This window comes from Ensifer canadensis, from assembly GCF_017488845.2.
Classification (GTDB): Bacteria; Pseudomonadota; Alphaproteobacteria; order Rhizobiales; family Rhizobiaceae; genus Ensifer; species Ensifer canadensis.
In genome coordinates, this window is record NZ_CP083370.1 from 2444838 (window position 1) to 2461250 (window position 16413).

Consider the following 16413-nt stretch of genomic DNA (forward strand, 5'->3'; position numbering starts at 1 on the left):
GAAAAGCCCGGGAAGGTTCCGCCCGGAGTTGCCTGGAACACAAGGAGCTTGAGTATTTCCGTTCGTGCATCCAACGCGGAAACGGTCTAACGGCACTCGGAATGAAACGGGGTGCTGTGGCGCTCCGCCCTATGGGAATGGCTTTACAGCGAGCTTCTGAGGAAGCAGCGCGACGTATGGCCGAAACCGCTCGGCGAGCAGATATAGGGCGCGCGGCCGAGATAGGCGGAAACGCGCCGTCTTGCCGGCAGCGGCTCGACGATATCGTCCTCTTCCGCAACCTTGATCAGCTTGCCCTGCTTCGCGCCCGCGCTCGGTGCGCTTACGGCTGCCTTGGAGCCGGCAGACGCAAACAGCGGGCTTTCAGCCATACTCGCCGACGAACAGCCGGATGAGACAAGCAGAAGACCGAGAAGCGAGGCAGGTACGAGATACTTGAAACCCGAAACGGTGGTGCGGCGTGCGCCGCCCAAGGCGGTTAGGCTTCGCATAAGCATCCTTTCGAAGAAGCGGCCAGCGCCGCTTGGCAACTTCCCTACAGCGCCGCGCGTCTTGTTAGACGCGCAAAGGTCGCTGCAGCACTTTGAATGGCTGCATGTTTTGATCCTTAAATCGAATAGGATTTAAGGAAACATGCAGTAGCGGGAATCACCCAAGAAGTTCAACCCCCACTTCTTATTATTGACAGCTAAAATTAAGAGTTTCTTTCTTAGCGATGTCTTTTCACACGTACGGACGACCGAAATCGGCGCGGCAGGCACGGGCCTTCGCCTCGCCAGCCGCCGCCCAGCCAAGGCGCGATACGTGGCCGCAACAAAGAAACGCTGTGAGATCATCAGGCCGGGCCGCCAACCCACGCGCACCGATTTCAACCGCACACCGACGTCGACCATGCGCCAGTTGCGCGCCTGTCTTCCTTCCCTTCGCAGCGCCTGCCGCAACAGCCGCCATCGCCGCCATGCGCGCCGATCACCTGTCAAGCCGCAACAGCCGTTCGTCCGCGGGACGCTCGGCGCAAAACCGGGCCCGACCAAAGTCCCCCTCATTTCTGGCTGCCGGCTGTTTACACAGTGTTGACCTCTGTGACGCACCTTGGCTTCCAGGCGCAACATGTTTGAGCGTATGCGCCCACTCCAAAACTGCCCGCTCCGGCGGGCATTTTTTTGACCGCTCGGCGGTTATCTCACAGATGAGAAGTATCTAACCGTAGAGCAGCCAGGAGCGCGGTTCTCCAGCACGACTGCTGTTGAGCCATTTTTAGGTCGCGGAAAGAACCCTGGTGGGCGCGAGGTCCCGGGCCGGCGCGAGCCTTTCATGAGAGACGTCCTTATCAGGCTCGCTTTGTCGGCCATTGCAATTTTTAGGCGTTTCACGTCTGCCTTGCATATAGCTTCAGCAATCAAGCGCGTGTTGTTAGCATTTTACAGGATTTCCGCTCACATCCTACGCGTTGCACGAGGATAGAGACCTCACGCCCGCTTTACGCTTCATCGAACGCAATGATTTAACAGGCTTGAGGATCGTGTCCCGGGACGTGGTGTAGGTGGCGGGAGGTAGCAAAGCCGAACGCCCGCGCGCTTTTCATAGCGCTGTAGCGGGTGATCGGGTTTGCGGGCGGCCATCAGTGTTTTCCGATAGGGTCGGGTTGTTCAAGACCAACCTGACGGAAAGACCACCGATGACCAATGACATGATGAACGTGCGCTCACTTGTTGAGAAGAGCGCGGATGCAGATTTATTGCGCGAGATGATCGGCTTTGCCGCCGAACGGCTGATGGAGCTGGAGGTCGGCTCAGCCACGGGTGCTGACTTCGGCGAGAAGAATCCGATGCGCCTTGCTCAACGCAACGGCTACCGTGATCGGGATTGGGAGACGCGGGCCGGAACGGTCGAGCTTCGCATTCCCAAGCTGCGCAAGGGCAGCTATTTTCCGAGCTTTCTTGAGCCGCGCCGTATGGCAGAGAAGGCTCTGACGGCCGTTATCCAAGAAGCGTATATCCAGGGAATCTCGACCCGTTCTGTCGACGATCTGGTCAAGGCCATGGGTATGAGCGGCATCTCCAAAAGCCAGGTGAGCCGGCTATGTGAGGAGATCGACGTCAAGGTGAAGGCGTTCCTCGACAGGCCGATTGAAGGCGAGTGGCCGTACGTCTGGGTCGATGCGACCTACCTCAAAGTTCGGCGTGGCGGACGTATTGTTTCCGTCGCAGTCATCATCGCCGTCGGCGTCAACAGCGATGGCCGGCGCGAGGTCTTGGGCATGGAGGTCGGCACGTCGGAGGCCGAGCCGATCTGGACGGAATTCCTGCGTAAGCTGACACGCCGAGGATTGCGCGGCGTGAAGCTTGTCGTCTCCGATGCGCATGAAGGTCTCAAGGCCGCCGTCACCAAGGTTCTCAATGCCACCTGGCAAAGATGCCGGGTTCACTTCATGAGGAACGTGCTGGCGCATGCTGGAAAGAGCGGCAGGCGAGTCGTATCCGCCTTCATCGCAACGGCCTTTGCCCAGGAGACGCCGGAGGCAGCAAGCGCTCAATGGCGTAGTGTCGCCGACCAGATCAGACCAAAAGTGCCGAAGCTTGCCACCATCATGGACGATGCTGAAGAGGACGTACTGGCCTACATGACCTTCCCAAAGGAGCATCGGGCAAAGCTGCACTCAACGAATCCGATTGAACGCCTCAATGGCGAAATCAAGCGCCGCACCGAGGTCGTCGGCATCTTTCCGAACGACGAAGCAATCGTCCGCCTCGTCGGCGCGCTACTGCTCGAACAGAATGATGAGTGGGCCGTCCAACGTGCCAGGTATATGACACTTGAGACCATGGCCCAAATGAGCGATGATCCCCAAATCAGTCTGCCCGCTGTGGCCCGCTGATATCCCTCCGGCCTATGTCGGAAAGCACGGCCATCAGCCGTCAGCTACACCACTCCCATGGACACGATCGGCTTGAGACGCAGATCTCGCAAACATTCGCCGGTAGGTTACAATGGTGGGCCCGGAGGGACTCGAACCCCCAACCAAGCGGTTATGAGCCGCCGGCTCTAACCATTGAGCTACAGGCCCACGCCGGATCAAAGATCCGGGACTCAGCGAACCAATGGCAGTTCGTGATCGGCAATGGCTCTAGCCGAAAACCTTTTTGACGACAAGTCATTGCCGCAATGCCCACACAATCGCTAAGCATGAAAGCAGCAGGGACAGAAACAACCGGAGAGACACGAACCATGAATTCCACACGCACTGCCCGCACGCTTTCCATTGCTGCCTTGGCCGCCGCCTTTGCGGGTATTGCCGCTGCCGGCGCGCACGCGCAAGATCCCGCCAAAAAGCGCGAAGCGATCATCACCGTGGCCGGCGAAGGCCGCTCATCGATCGCGCCTGACATGGCCATCCTGCAGCTGAGCGTCGTCAAGGACGCCAAGACCGCCCGCGAGGCGCTCGACGCCAACAACAAGACGATGGCCGAGGTTCTGGCTGCGCTGAAGGACGGCGGCATTGCCGAGCGCGACCTGCAGACGAGCGGCTTTTCGGTCAACCCGCAATACAACTACCCGCCCAACAATGACGGCGGCAACCGCCCGCCGGAGCTGATCGGCTACCAGGTGGCCAACGGCGTCAGCGTGCGCGTGCGCGACCTCGCCAAGCTCGGTGACATCGTCGACAAATCGGTGACATTGGGCGTCAACCAGGGCGGCGGCATCCAGTTCACCAACGACAAGCCGGAAGGCACCATCACCGAAGCGCGCAAGGCAGCCGTTGCCGACGCCATCGAGAAGGCCAAGGTTCTGGCCGAAGCTGCCGGCGTCTCGCTCGGCAACATCGTCGAGATCACCGAACAGGGCTTCCGCCCGGAGCCGGTGCCGATGATGCGCGCCGGCATGGCCAAGGAATACGCAGCCGACTCCGTGCCGATGGCAACGGGCGAAAACAGCTACAACGTGACCGTCAACGTCACCTTCGCGATCAAGCAGTAAGACCGACCGCTGAGGCCCGTCCCGCGGAAAGTGCGGGCGGGTTTTGCGGGCCTGCAGTTGGCTCGGTACGACGCTTCGCTTAGGCGGGCATCAGTCGCATAGCAAAGCCCCGTGCGGTTACAACCGCGCGGGGCTTTTTCTGTCCGGCTTGAGATTGAAGCATGTCGCGAAAGTGTGCCGCAGGCTTGCGATAACGACATGGGTAAAACAAGAGAACCCGGCCGCTGAGGATTATCGACCCCGTCTGGAGGCCAGAAGCACCGACCCCCTCCGGGTGGACCCTCTGTCGGCTAACCAGCGTCGCGGCCGATGCCAAGGCATCGCTCTGCGGTATGCTGCTCACCGGATGGAGCGCATACGGTCCCACGCACGACAGCGCCGCGCGTCGTATCAGACGCGCAAAGTCGCTGTAGCACTTGGAATTGCTGCGCGCTTTGATTGGCAGAGCCACGCTTTGCCCGGCCACTGAGGCAGCCCTCCCGCCAAACAACGCAAAGTGGGTCGCGGCTTCGCAACAGCGCCAGGTGGACCAGAGACTTGTGGCGTGCGGCCCAGCCCTGCTCTTCTGCGATGTGTCTCAGACAAAGAAAAACCCCTCACGCCTGGGGCGTGAGGGGGCGCATTTCCGCCGGCCGGGGGAGACAGGACGGAAAAGGCTTGGATTACCAGCGGCCGATAAAGGGGCAGCCGCGAACGTTGGCGAACGCGATCGTCTGGCGATAGCCGCGGCGGCTGCCTTCGACGACGACGCGGCGGTGCGAGACATCGGCGACATGGGCGCGGCGCAGGCCATGGTCACGGGCCTTGTCGACGGCCATCCAGGGGGCGCAACGGCTACGGCGGCCACCGCCATCCCAGCCACGGTCCGGACCGCGGCGCTCGCGACCCCAGTCGCGCTCGTCACCATAACCACCGTCGTAGTCGCGATACTGGACCTGGACGCCACCGCCCGAGCCGAAGCCGAATTCGACGGTTTCTGCGGAAGCGGTGGAAGCGGCGCCCACGAGGCCGGTCAAACCGATGACGACGGCGGCGGCTGCGTTGATGAGGGTATTCTTCATGGTCTTTCTCCGAGGGCTTGAAGGGTTCAATCTGCAATCACCGTCCCAAGCGATTGATCGGACAATAGCGGCGCCAAACTGAACGCTAGCGGAACTGCACATTCATGCGGGGTTCAGATTGCGGGCACCTGACGAAAACCGGCGGGAGACAAAGATTCGTTCGACTTTTAAGCGAGCCGCAACGGCGCGGTGCTGCCGCACCAGAACCGGATTTTCGCTAGAAATATCAGTTGATTAATGGAATCCCCGGCACGCAGGATTGCGATACCGCGCGCGACGGGCGGCATAAAAAGATCGCCACGATTTCCTTGAGGCGGCCGTGATGCGTCGCTGCCGATCAGCCGGCAAGTTCGGCTTCGAAAGCCCGCATGTTGCGATAATGGCTGAGCCGGGTGATCGACTGGTCCTCGATCTCGAATACGAAGACGGTGGGGATCGAATAGGTTTGGCCGGATGCGGCGGGAAAGCCCTCCAGCGTCTCACGATAGGTGCCGCGCGCCGTCACATCGGCGGCAATCCGCTGGCCGAAATTGTCGCGCATCAGCACGATGTCGCCATAGGTTTCGTCGAAATGCCGGAGATAGGTCATGATGCTTGCCCGCAGCGGCTCGACGCCGACGGTGCGCTGGCCGGTCAGCGAATCAAGCGCCACGTCCTCGTCGACAAGCCGCGCCAAGGCGTGGAAATCGCGGTCGTTGAGCGCCTCGATGAAGCGGCTGGCAATGGTCTGCGCGTCGGTCATATCTACCTCGATGCTGATTGCGTATGGCCATGCCTTTCGGACGGCAGACGAGGAAACGACGATCGAACGAACGCGCCGGCAAATTTCGTTCGCACCCCGTTCCCTAACCAATATGGAGGGGTGACAGTCCCCTTCAAGACGTTGCCGCGGTCAATCGGCAGATGTCATGGCCCCAGATGCAGCACGATCTCGCGGCGGTGCGGCCGGTCGCGGTGTTCGAAGAGATAGAGCCCCTGCCAGGTGCCGAGCGCCATGCGGCCCGCATTGACGGGCACGCCGATCGACACCTGCGTCAGCGCCGCCTTGATGTGAGCGGGCATATCGTCTGGCCCCTCCTGCGTGTGCACCACCCAGCGCATCGACGGATCGGAGGATGGCGGCACCAGCCGGGCGAAGAACTCGCGGAGGTCCCGCTTCACGTCGGGATCGGCGTTTTCCTGGATCAACAGCGAGCAGGAGGTGTGGCGGACGAACAGGGTCAAAAGCCCCTCGCCCGCGCCGTTGGCGCTGACGAAGTCTGCCGCCTCGTCGGTGAACTCGTAGAGCCCCTGGCCGCGGGTGGAAATGACGATCGTGGTCTGCGGCATCGGCGTTGGTTCTCCTCGGCTGGCGGCGGCAAGCGCGCCGCCACCTGAACGGGTTTGGCAAAAGCCGCTGCCAAGTCAAGCCCACTGCAGGTCTCCTTAAATCCTATTCGATTTAAGGATAAAACATGCAGCAATTCAAAGGGCTACAGCGACCTTTGCGCGTTTAATAAGACGCGCGGCGCTGTAGGCCTCCCGCCAAGTCTATTTCTCGAGAAAAGCCTCGAATCCGCCATAGATCATGCGCTTGCCATCGAACACATCCTTCCAGGCATCGCCTTGCAGCCGCGGATCCGCCATCACCTTGGCAACGATCGCGTCACGGTCGGCGCGCGACTTGTAGACGATCCAGGAAAAGACCACGGTCTCGTCGTCCTTGGCCTGCACGGCGCGGGGAAAGGACGTCACCTCGCCATAGGGCACGTCGTCGCCGAGGCATTCGGCATAGGAGAGTGCGCCATGCTCCATCCACACATCGCCCGCCTGCCGCGCCATGTCCTTGTAGGCCTCGATATTGCCCTTGGGCACGGCAACGATGAAACCATCCACGTAACTCATGTCGATATCCTCCTCGGTTGCTTCGACCAACAAAGGACGAACGGGATGGAAAGGTTCCGACAAAACCAGCGATTTTTTCAGATGATGAATGCTTGGGTGCCCTCGCCGCCTTTGCCGGCCGGCCTGTTGCGGCCACTCAAGGCTTTGAGAAAAAATCCGGGTCGCCTGTCGGCACATCCGCTTTTCGTTCGTCCTTGGGAAGACCACCGCCCAAGGGAGCAACAGTCATGCAGAAGATCACGCCCTTTCTCTGGTTCGACAACCAGCTCGAAGACGCCATCCAGTTCTATACCTCCATCTTCCGCAATTCCCGCGTCACCGACGTCAAGAAAGGGCCTGACGGTAAGGCGTTCACCGCCTCGTTCGAGCTTGAGGGACAGGCGTTCATTGGGCTCAACGGCGGGCCGCATTTCAAGTTTTCCGGAGCCGTCTCGTTCTTCGTGCGCTGTGCCGATCAGGCGGAGGTCGACTATTATTGGGAGCGCCTGCTCGACGGCGGCACGCCGCAGCACTGCGGCTGGCTGAAGGACCGCTTCGGCCTTGCCTGGCAGATCATACCGGATGCGCTGATGCAGCACCTGAGCGATCCTGATCCGGCCCGCGCCGGCCGCGCCCAGCAGGCGATGATGGGCATGGTCAAGATCGACGTCGCCGGGCTTGAAAAGGCCGCCGCCGGCTGAGCCCTATGCCAGCTGCTGATATGACATCAGCTTCCGCAACCGTTGAGTTGGCGGCTATAGAGCGAGGCCATGCCAGAGGCGCGTTTGGCGCCGGTCTTGGCCGTGTCGCTCCAGTTGCCGCGGGCATAACCGGCATGCCCGTGATAATAGGCGATGTAGAGCCGATAGGCGTCGTTGAGCGCGATGCCGTTCTTCTGGCTGCTTTCGCGGTGATACCAGGCAATGAAGCGGATGGCGTCGCCGAAATCCGAACGCCGCGCCGTCCAGCGGCCGGTTTCGCTCTGGTAGCGCGCCCAGGTGCCGTCGAGCGCCTGCGAATAGCCATAGGCCGATGAAACGCGCGTCCAGGGAATGAAGCCGAAGAGTTTTGTGCGCGGCGGCTTGGCATTATGGCGGAAGCCGGATTCCGTATAGATCGTCGCCATCAGCACCGGAACGGGCACGCCATATTCGCGCTCCGCCTGATAGGCGGCGCGGCGCCAATTGTTGAAAAGGCCATCTCGCTGCTCGAAAACCGCGCACGCGTTCCGGGTGTCTCTCGGCACCGTTGCGCAACCGGCCAGCAACAGGAGGACGACGACAAAAACGCAACGCATCTTCGAACCTCTCGTTTCCGAGAGATTGATAAAACGTAAACGTTAAGGATCGGTTTTGAATCGAATACGATTGATTGCGGGGCTACCGCATACGTCCTGAAGTCGGATCCGATTTAAGGATAAATTATGCAGCAGGTTCAAAGTGCTACGGCGTCCTTTGCGCGTCCGCAGGTTTCCGAAGATCATGCGAGCGCGCGTCGACGGCGGCAGGCGCGAAACGAGGAGAGCGAAGACATGCGGTTTCCTGCTTTGATGTTTGCAACCCTTGTCGGACTGGTGGGCCTTGCACCCGCCGCATGGGCCGACGATTGCGCCAATGCCAGCGACCAGGCGACGATGAACGAATGCGCTGATAAATCCCTCAAGGCCTCCGACACCGAACTCAACACCCTCTACAAGCAGATCGAGGCGCGCCTGAAGGACGACCAGGACACCACCAAGCTGCTCATTGCCGCACAAAAGGCATGGATCGCCTTCCGTGATGCCGAATGCGATTTTTCCGCCGCCGGGGTTACGGGCGGCACCGCCTATCCGATGATCGTCCTTCTGTGCCGCGATAACCTGACCCAGAACCGCGTCAAGGATTTCAAGGGCTATCTCAGCTGTCAGGAAGGCGACCTCAGCTGCCCGCTGCCGCCGGTAAACTGACGGGCTGATGGGCAGGCTAGCCAAAACGCTTGTGATGACCGCAGCGATCATCGGGCTGTTGTGGACCGGCGCGCAAGCCGCCGACCGGACGGCGCTCTATGTCAGCGATGCGATCGTCACAGGCACCGGCGAGCAGAACCGGCAGATCGGCTTTCGCGAATGCCTGAGCGAGGTTCTCGTCAAGGTCTCCGGCGATTTCACGCTCACGGGGAGCACGGCACTTGCCGCCCTGCAGGTGCAAGCCGCAGAGTTCGTCGCCTCGTTCTCCTACCGCGACCGGCTGGAAGGCGTCCCGATTCATGACGAGCAGGGAACGCATGACCGCCCGCATGACCTTACCTGCCGTTTCGATCCCACCACCATCGATCCGCTCCTGGCAAAGCTCGGGCGCAAGCCGTGGCTGTCGCCGCGGCCGACAATCGCCGTGCTGCTTGCCGTTCACGATCAGAGGCGCCGCTTCGTGCTGACGCGCGACGGCAGCGAGAGCCCGTATATGGCGGATTCGCTTGCCGTCGCGGCAGTACCGCTGGCGCTCTCGGTGCGGCTGCCCGATGCTGCAACGCTTACAAGCAAAGACCTTGATTTCGTCCATCTATCGCGCCAGCGGCCGGCCGAGCTCAAACAGCTCGCAACGGATATCGGCGCGGAAGTGCCCCTCGCCGGCACCCTCGTATGGTCCGATGCCGCCCGCGGCTGGATCGCCGACTGGCGCATCACCGAAAACGGCAGGGAGTATCGCTGGCAGATCCGCGGCGTCAGCTTCGACGAGGCCTTTCGGGATGCCATGCGCGGCGCCGCGCGCATACTCTCCGGCAACGGCGCGCCGTAGATAAGCATCGTATTGCCGATTGTTGCGCTCAGCGCCTGCTGATCTCAGCCCAGGGACGCGACCAACTCGCGATAGGCGGCTTCCGGGAAGGCCTTGAGCGTCCGCGTGCGCACATTGCCACCCATGCCGAGCGTCATGGCAAAGCGCGCCGCCACCGCATCGTCAGGCGCCTCGCAGATAGCCACCATGTCGTACTCGCCCATGGTCAGAAAGAAATGTTTGAAGGAGCCGCCCATGTCGGCGAGCATCTTCTTGGCCGCGTCGAGCCGCTTGGGAGACTCGCGCACGTTCTTAACGCCCTGCTCTGTCCAGTTGAGGAGCACGACATAAGTGGTCATTTCACACCTCCATGAGGGCACGCTTCACGCCCACGGTGCGACTGCCCGTGCTTCAAGCCGGGTGCCCCAATTGCTCCGAAAGGGGAAGTATAGTCCTGTGCGGAGACACCTACAAGAAAGCATCGGAACAACAAAAAAGCCGGGCTGAGCGCCCGGCTTCTTGATGGTTCGACCTTCGACCGCTTAGCTGTCGAGGAACGAGCGCAGCTTGCGCGAGCGGCTCGGATGCTTGAGCTTGCGCAGCGCCTTCGCCTCGATCTGACGGATACGTTCGCGGGTAACCGAGAACTGCTGGCCGACTTCTTCGAGCGTATGGTCGGTGTTCATGCCGATGCCGAAGCGCATGCGCAGGACGCGCTCTTCGCGCGGCGTCAGCGAGGCAAGAACGCGGGTCGTCGTTTCGCGCAGGTTCGCCTGGATGGCGGCATCGATCGGCAGCAGCGCATTCTTGTCCTCGATGAAATCGCCGAGATGCGAATCCTCTTCGTCGCCCACCGGGGTTTCGAGCGAGATCGGCTCCTTGGCGATCTTCAGGACCTTGCGGACCTTTTCGAGCGGCATGGCGAGCTTCTCGGCCAATTCTTCCGGCGTCGGTTCGCGACCGATTTCATGCAGCATCTGGCGCGACGTGCGAACGATCTTGTTGATCGTTTCGATCATGTGCACCGGAATGCGGATCGTGCGGGCCTGGTCGGCGATCGAACGGGTGATCGCCTGACGGATCCACCAGGTCGCATAGGTCGAGAACTTGTAACCGCGACGGTATTCGAACTTGTCGACCGCCTTCATCAGGCCGATGTTGCCTTCCTGAATGAGATCGAGGAACTGCAGGCCGCGGTTGGTGTACTTCTTGGCGATGGAGATGACGAGGCGCAGGTTCGCTTCGACCATTTCCTTCTTGGCGATGCGCGCTTCGCGCTCGCCCTTCTGCACCATCGAGACGATGCGGCGGAATTCGGCGATCGAGATGCCGGTTTCGGTCGCAAGGTTCTGGATCTCCTGGCGGATGTCGCGGATCGTCTGGTTTTCGCTCTTGGCGAATTCCTTCCAGCCCTTGCCGGCCAGGTTGCTGATCGACTTCATCCAGTTCGGGTCGAGTTCGGCGCCGGAATACTGCTCGAGGAACGAGTCACGCTTGACGCCGTAGGATTCGGCCAGGCGCAACAGGCGGCCTTCGTTCTGCATCAGGCGCTTGGAGATGTCGTAGAGCTGCTCGACGAGGCTGTCGACGCGGTTCTGGTTGAGCGACAGCGACTTGACCGCCTTGATCAGCTCGTCCTTGAGCTCCTTGTAGCGGCGCTCCTGGGCAGGCGACAGCGTGCCAGTGGCAGCCAGGCGGGCTTCCACCTGCTGGTCCTGCAGCTTGCGCAGCTTCTTGTAGGTCTCGGCGATGATGTCGAGGGTTTCCATGACCTGCGGGCGCAGTTCCGCTTCCATGGCGGCGAGCGAGAGGTTCGACTCGTCGTCGTCTTCCTCTTCCTCCTCGCTCGGCATGACATCGCCGCCGACATTGGTGATGTCGTCGTCGTTGGCGGCGCGAACCTTGCGGGTCTTTTCCTTTTCCTCGGCAGCCTTGCGGTCAGCCTCGATCTTTTCCGGGCTCTGGAACTGCGGAGCAGCCTTTGCCTCGGGACCGGAATAGGTGGTTTCGAGATCGATGATCTCGCGCAGCAGCGTCTGGCCTTCGTTGAGTTCGTCGCGCCAGATGATCAGCGCCTGGAACGTCAACGGGCTCTCACAGAGACCAGCGATCATCGTCTCGCGGCCAGCCTCGATGCGCTTGGCAATCGCGATTTCGCCCTCGCGCGACAGAAGCTCTACCGAACCCATTTCGCGCAGATACATGCGCACCGGGTCATCGGTTCTGTCGGTCGGCTCTTTCTTCTTCGTCGCCGCAAGCGCCGTGCCGCCGGAAGGGGCCAGTTCGCCGCCTTCGCCGTCGTTGTCGTCGTCGCTGCTTTCGTCGTCGCTGCTGCCGCCGGCGGCTTCCTCAGCTTCCTCGTCTTCGATGACGTTGATGCCCATGTCGGAGAGCATCGCCATCGTGTCTTCGATCTGCTCGGAGGTGACTTCTTCGGACGGCAGGACGGAGTTCAATTCGTCCATCGTCACATAGCCGCGCTTCTTGGCGGCCTTGATCATCTTCTTGACAGCGTCATCGGAAAGATCGAGAAGCGGGCCGTCCGGAGCGCCTTCGCGTTCAACGTCAGCTTCTTCGTTTTCTTTGACTTTGGTTGCCATTTAGTTCGTCGCTTTCCTTGTCGCAACCGGCGTGAGCCCGGTGCAAATGCCGCTCGAAGGTCCGGGTGCGCCGCGCACCCGCCACCGAATCATTTCCCCTGACGTAACGGGATGATGTTTAATTCCTGATTAACCACGATAGCGATCGTGGCAAAGCGGGCAAGCTCCGACAGTCCTGCCACTGAAGCACTACTGGCATGATATCCTAACCGCCGTGTCATTTCGCCATTTCTTGCTTGGAAATGGTGATTCCCAGAATTTTCGATCCCGTCAAGCATTTCCGCTGAAAAACCGCCCGATTCGGCAAAAATCGCCTCAGTTCATGTTTTTTGGTGTTTATCAGCGTCCGCTGAACATGTAGGCGCTGCCCGTCAAAAGACAAGGGTCGATACCGCTTATCGGCAAGGCTCCGTTGTGCCTTGGCCAACGGCGCAACCATGACTATACGCGTTGGCACCCTCACACCGAAAGCCCGTCATATTTGACGATCTTCACTGCCTCAATGTCGAACTCCGGCAGACAGCGCAGGTTGACGGCCGCCATGGGTCCGTTCGGACCGGCCCCTTCGCCGAAGGGTGCGATGCCACAATGGTTGCAGAAATGATGCTTGATGACATGCCTGTTGAATTCATAGGTCGAGAGATCAGCTTCCGGCGTCTTCAGCCTCAGACTGTCGCGCGAAACGAAGGCCAGCAATCCGCCACGCCGGCGACACATCGAACAATTGCAATCGATCGCCTCGGCGAAGTTGCCCTCAACTTCGAAGGCAATCTTTCCACAATGACAGCTTCCCTCATAGCGCATGCACGGGCTCCTCTGATCGTCTCAACCGCTGATCGCAGACATCGGCAGCGTCGGCAAAGATAGTGCACCGCAGCCGACGAACAAGCCGGATCAACAAGACGCAAAACAATTCCTGAAACGGCGGACTTCGTCTTAGAGTTCGCAACATTATTCCGGTTTTTCGCTTGCCCGCGACCCGATCTCGAAAGACCTTCCGCCCTACTGCATGTTTCCTTAAATCGTACCCGATTTATGGACAAAAACATGCGGCAATTCAAAGCGCTACAGCGACCTTTGCGCGTCTGAAAAGACGCGCGGCGCTGCAGGAAACGGAGGCCAGAATGAACATCAAGGAAACCGACGCCATGCGCGTCATCAGCATTGCGCGCAGGATCACAATCCCGGACGTCAGGCATGCAGCCGCCGAGCTGGCACCGCTGATCGAGGCGGAGATCGGCCGGGCGGGGCGCAAGCCCGCAGGGCCTTGGATCTTCATCGCGCAGAACCTGCCGAAGAACGCCAGAACCGTCTTTGACTGGCGCATCTGCCGACCCGTCGAGCGTGGCGAGGGCTATCGCGGCGCGCTGGATATGATCGAGCTCGAGCCGATCATGGTAGCCTCGACCCTGCATCAAGGCCCGATGCGAAGCCTCTTCACCCAGGGCTATGCGCCGCTGGTGGAAAAGATCGAGATGAGCAGACACAATTTCTCCGGCGAGAGCCGCGAGATTTATCATCGCTGGGCCGGCCCGGGCGCCCGCTACCACGAGATCGAGATCCAGTTCGGCCTTGCCAACTAGAGCATTTCCAGGAGAAGTGCGCAGCGGTTTTCCGTCAGGAAATGCGCAAAAACAAAGAGATATAGCGTTTCTGCGATTCCGTCTAAACGGGAAACGCTGACGAAAAAGCCGCGCATCCGTGGAACGCGCGGCCTGGTGGTTTCCGGCACTGCGCCGAAGCGTCCCGCTTACCAGTCCATGACGACCTTGCCGGAGTTGCCGGAGCGCATGGCCTCGAAGCCGTCGCGGAACTCGTCGATGCCGATGCGGTGGGTGATGACCGGTGACAGGTCGAGCCCGCCCTGGACGAAGGCGATCATCTTGTACCAGGTCTCGAACATCTCGCGGCCGTAGATGCCCTTGAGGTTGAGCATCTTGAAGATCACCTTGTTCCAGTCGATCTCGAATCCGGCCGGCGCAATGCCGAGAATGGCGATCTTGCCACCATTGTTCATCTTGTCGATCATGTCGCGGAAGGCGGGTGCTGCCCCCGACATTTCCAGCCCGACATCGAAGCCCTCGGTCATGCCGATCGCCTTCATCACGTCGGCGAGGTTTTGCTTCGACGCATCGACGACATGGTCGATGCCGACCTTGCGGGCAAGCTCCAGCCGCGTCGGGTTGATGTCGGTGATCACCACCTTGCGCGCGCCCGAGCGCTTGGCAACCAGTGCCCCCATAATGCCGATCGGCCCGGCGCCGGTCACCAGCACATCCTCGCCGACCAGATCGAACGACAGTGCGGTGTGCACCGCATTGCCGAAGGGATCGAAGATCGCGGCGATCTCGTCGGGAACGTCTTCGGGGATCGGCACGACATTGTATTCCGGCAGGCAGACGAATTCGCCGAACGAACCCGGCCGGTTGACACCGACGCCGAGCGTGTTGCGGCAAAGATGGCCACGGCCGGCGCGGCAATTGCGGCACTTGCCGCAGACGATATGGCCCTCGCCCGAGACCCGCTCGCCGACATGGTATTTGGTGACGGCCGAGCCGACCGCGGCGATCTCGCCCATGAACTCATGGCCGACGACCATCGGCACCGGAATGGTTTTCTGGGCCCATTGGTCCCAGTTCCAGATATGCACGTCGGTGCCGCAGATCGCCGACTTCTTCACCTTGATCAGCACGTCGTTCGGTCCGACCTCCGGCACCGGCACACGTTCCATCCAGAGCCCGACCGCCGGCTTCGTCTTGACCAGCGCCTTCATCATCTTCGTCATTTGGTTGTCTCCAAAATCAACTGCCCGCCTGGGGCCGCCCCTCATCCGGCTGCCGCCACCTTCTCCCCGCGAGACGGGGAGAAGGAACATGCCGAGGGCTAGGGTGAGGGGCAGAGCTCTACACTCACTTGATCACACCGAGCTCGCGGCCGACCTCTTCGAATGCGGCAATCGCCCGGCGCACGTCGTTTTCGCTGTGGGCGGCCGACATCTGCGTGCGGATGCGCGCCTGGCCCTTTGGCACCACCGGGAAGGAGAAGCCGATGACGTAGACGCCCTTCTTGAGCATGCGCGCCGCCATCTCCTGCGCCAGTGCGGCATCGCCGAGCATCACCGGGATGATCGGATGGCCCTCGCCGGCCAGCGTGAAGCCGAGCTTCGACATCTGGTCACGAAACAGCGCCGCATTGTCCGACAGCCGCGCCCGCAGCGCATCGCCGTTGTCGATCAGGTCGAACACTTTGAGCGAGGCGGCGGCAATCACCGGCGCCAGCGTGTTGGAAAACAGATAGGGCCGCGAGCGCTGGCGCAGCCAGTCGACAACCTCGGCCTTGGCCGACGTGTAACCGCCCGAGGCGCCGCCGAGCGCCTTGCCGAGCGTGCCGGTGATGATGTCGACGCGGCCCTCGACACCGCAATGTTCGGCCGAGCCGCGACCGTTCCTGCCGACGAAGCCGACCGCATGGCTGTCATCGACCATGACCATGGCGCCATACTTCTCGGCGAGGTCACAGACGCCCCCGAGATTGGCGATGATGCCGTCCATCGAGAACACGCCGTCGGTGGCGATCAGCTTGAAGCGACTGCCTTCGGCCTTCTTCAGCTCTTCCTCCAGCGCCGCCATGTCGTTGTTGGCATAGCGGAAGCGCTTGGCCTTGGAGAGGCGCACGCCGTCGATGATCGAGGCGTGGTTCAAGGCGTCGGAGATGATCGCGTCCTCTTCGCCCAGCAGCGTCTCGAACAGGCCGCCATTGGCGTCGAAACAGGAGGAATAAAGGATCGTGTCTTCCAGGCCGAGGAAGGCGGAGATGCGCGCCTCCAACTGCTTGTGCTCTTCCTGCGTGCCGCAGATGAAGCGCACCGAGGCCATGCCGTAGCCGTAACGGTCGAGCGCCTTTTTGCCGGCCTCAGTCAGTTCCGCATTGTCGGCCAGGCCGAGATAGTTGTTGGCACAGAAGTTCAGCACCCGCTCGCCCGAGGCAACCTCGATCTCGCCCGCCTGTTTCGAGACGATCACCCGCTCCGACTTGTAGAGACCGGATGATTTCAAGCCATCGAGTTCGGAGCGGAGGTGGGAAAGAAAAGCATTGGTCATGGCGGGCCGCTTTCACTGTGAAAAGGACGTTTCGTGCCAGACGAGTACCACGACAGCT

At 61.0% G+C, this 16413-nt stretch carries 17 protein-coding genes and 1 tRNA gene; 6 read left to right on the forward strand and 12 right to left on the reverse strand.

Going from position 1 to position 16413, the window contains the following annotated elements; all coding sequences use genetic code 11:
• Positions 1-143 precede the first annotated feature (143 nt).
• Positions 144-491: a hypothetical protein gene (locus J3R84_RS11895; protein ID WP_038576297.1), complete on the reverse strand. Its 348-nt coding sequence runs from the start codon at positions 489-491 to the stop codon at positions 144-146.
• Between the two features lie 1187 nt (positions 492-1678).
• Between J3R84_RS11895 and J3R84_RS11900 the strand changes: the two genes are divergently transcribed.
• Positions 1679-2878 (forward strand): IS256 family transposase, encoded by a 1200-nt coding sequence (locus J3R84_RS11900; protein WP_025428899.1) that lies wholly within the window; start codon positions 1679-1681, stop codon positions 2876-2878.
• A 113-nt stretch (positions 2879-2991) separates the two neighbouring features.
• On the opposite strand, the gene J3R84_RS11905 is transcribed toward J3R84_RS11900, so the two are convergent.
• Positions 2992-3067 (reverse strand) — tRNA-Ile (locus tag J3R84_RS11905).
• A 161-nt stretch (positions 3068-3228) separates the two neighbouring features.
• On the opposite strand from J3R84_RS11905, the gene J3R84_RS11910 reads away from it, so the two are divergent.
• Positions 3229-3978 (forward strand): SIMPL domain-containing protein, encoded by a 750-nt coding sequence (locus J3R84_RS11910; protein WP_025427872.1) that lies wholly within the window; start codon positions 3229-3231, stop codon positions 3976-3978.
• A 662-nt stretch (positions 3979-4640) separates the two neighbouring features.
• Here J3R84_RS11910 and J3R84_RS11915 read toward each other — a convergent pair.
• The 4 genes from J3R84_RS11915 to J3R84_RS11930 all read right to left on the reverse strand — a co-directional run bounded on the left by J3R84_RS11915 (position 4641) and on the right by J3R84_RS11930 (position 6923).
• Positions 4641-5039 (reverse strand): hypothetical protein, encoded by a 399-nt coding sequence (locus J3R84_RS11915; protein WP_025427873.1) that lies wholly within the window; start codon positions 5037-5039, stop codon positions 4641-4643.
• 337 nt (positions 5040-5376) lie between these two features.
• A complete protein-coding gene (locus J3R84_RS11920; protein WP_025427874.1) occupies positions 5377-5781 on the reverse strand; it encodes a ketosteroid isomerase-related protein in 405 nt (134 codons plus the stop codon).
• 164 nt (positions 5782-5945) lie between these two features.
• Complete coding sequence (locus tag J3R84_RS11925; protein WP_025427875.1) at positions 5946-6368, reverse strand: secondary thiamine-phosphate synthase enzyme YjbQ; 423 nt, start codon at positions 6366-6368, stop codon at positions 5946-5948.
• Positions 6369-6569: 201 nt separating this feature from the next.
• Positions 6570-6923: a DUF1428 domain-containing protein gene (locus J3R84_RS11930; RefSeq protein ID WP_025427876.1), complete on the reverse strand. Its 354-nt coding sequence runs from the start codon at positions 6921-6923 to the stop codon at positions 6570-6572.
• 227 nt (positions 6924-7150) lie between these two features.
• On the opposite strand from J3R84_RS11930, the gene J3R84_RS11935 reads away from it, so the two are divergent.
• Positions 7151-7603, forward strand: coding sequence for a VOC family protein (locus J3R84_RS11935; protein ID WP_203529967.1), 453 nt, complete (start codon positions 7151-7153; stop codon positions 7601-7603).
• Between the two features lie 26 nt (positions 7604-7629).
• Here J3R84_RS11935 and J3R84_RS11940 read toward each other — a convergent pair whose 3' ends face one another.
• Complete coding sequence (locus J3R84_RS11940) at positions 7630-8199, reverse strand: transglycosylase SLT domain-containing protein (protein ID WP_025427878.1); 570 nt, start codon at positions 8197-8199, stop codon at positions 7630-7632.
• A gap of 234 nt (positions 8200-8433) precedes the next feature.
• Between J3R84_RS11940 and J3R84_RS11945 the strand changes: the two genes are divergently transcribed.
• Together J3R84_RS11945 and J3R84_RS11950 are read left to right on the forward strand one after the other, a co-directional pair.
• Positions 8434-8847, forward strand: a complete 414-nt coding sequence (locus J3R84_RS11945) for a lysozyme inhibitor LprI family protein (protein ID WP_025427879.1) — start codon at positions 8434-8436, stop codon at positions 8845-8847.
• A gap of 34 nt (positions 8848-8881) precedes the next feature.
• Positions 8882-9676 (forward strand): DUF8605 domain-containing protein, encoded by a 795-nt coding sequence (locus J3R84_RS11950; RefSeq protein WP_158268959.1) that lies wholly within the window; start codon positions 8882-8884, stop codon positions 9674-9676.
• A 44-nt stretch (positions 9677-9720) separates the two neighbouring features.
• On the opposite strand, the gene J3R84_RS11955 is transcribed toward J3R84_RS11950, so the two are convergent.
• The 3 genes from J3R84_RS11955 to J3R84_RS11965 all read right to left on the reverse strand — a co-directional run bounded on the left by J3R84_RS11955 (position 9721) and on the right by J3R84_RS11965 (position 13059).
• On the reverse strand, positions 9721-10014 hold the full coding sequence (locus J3R84_RS11955) for a GYD domain-containing protein (protein WP_025427881.1): 294 nt from the start codon (positions 10012-10014) through the stop codon (positions 9721-9723).
• A 183-nt stretch (positions 10015-10197) separates the two neighbouring features.
• Positions 10198-12255 carry an RNA polymerase sigma factor RpoD gene (gene rpoD / locus J3R84_RS11960; protein ID WP_025427882.1) on the reverse strand — a complete coding sequence of 686 codons (2058 nt, stop codon included), beginning with the start codon at positions 12253-12255 and terminating at the stop codon, positions 10198-10200.
• A gap of 459 nt (positions 12256-12714) precedes the next feature.
• Complete coding sequence (locus J3R84_RS11965; RefSeq protein ID WP_025427883.1) at positions 12715-13059, reverse strand: GFA family protein; 345 nt, start codon at positions 13057-13059, stop codon at positions 12715-12717.
• A gap of 320 nt (positions 13060-13379) precedes the next feature.
• Here J3R84_RS11965 and J3R84_RS11970 point away from each other — a divergent pair, with 320 nt between their 5' ends.
• Complete coding sequence (locus J3R84_RS11970; protein ID WP_025427884.1) at positions 13380-13838, forward strand: GyrI-like domain-containing protein; 459 nt, start codon at positions 13380-13382, stop codon at positions 13836-13838.
• Positions 13839-14005: 167 nt separating this feature from the next.
• Here J3R84_RS11970 and tdh read toward each other — a convergent pair whose 3' ends face one another.
• Positions 14006-15040 carry an L-threonine 3-dehydrogenase gene (tdh, locus tag J3R84_RS11975; RefSeq protein WP_107028309.1) on the reverse strand — a complete coding sequence of 345 codons (1035 nt, stop codon included), beginning with the start codon at positions 15038-15040 and terminating at the stop codon, positions 14006-14008.
• Positions 15041-15164: 124 nt separating this feature from the next.
• Complete coding sequence (locus J3R84_RS11980) at positions 15165-16355, reverse strand: glycine C-acetyltransferase (RefSeq protein WP_025431395.1); 1191 nt, start codon at positions 16353-16355, stop codon at positions 15165-15167.
• Positions 16356-16413: the final 58 nt, after the last annotated feature.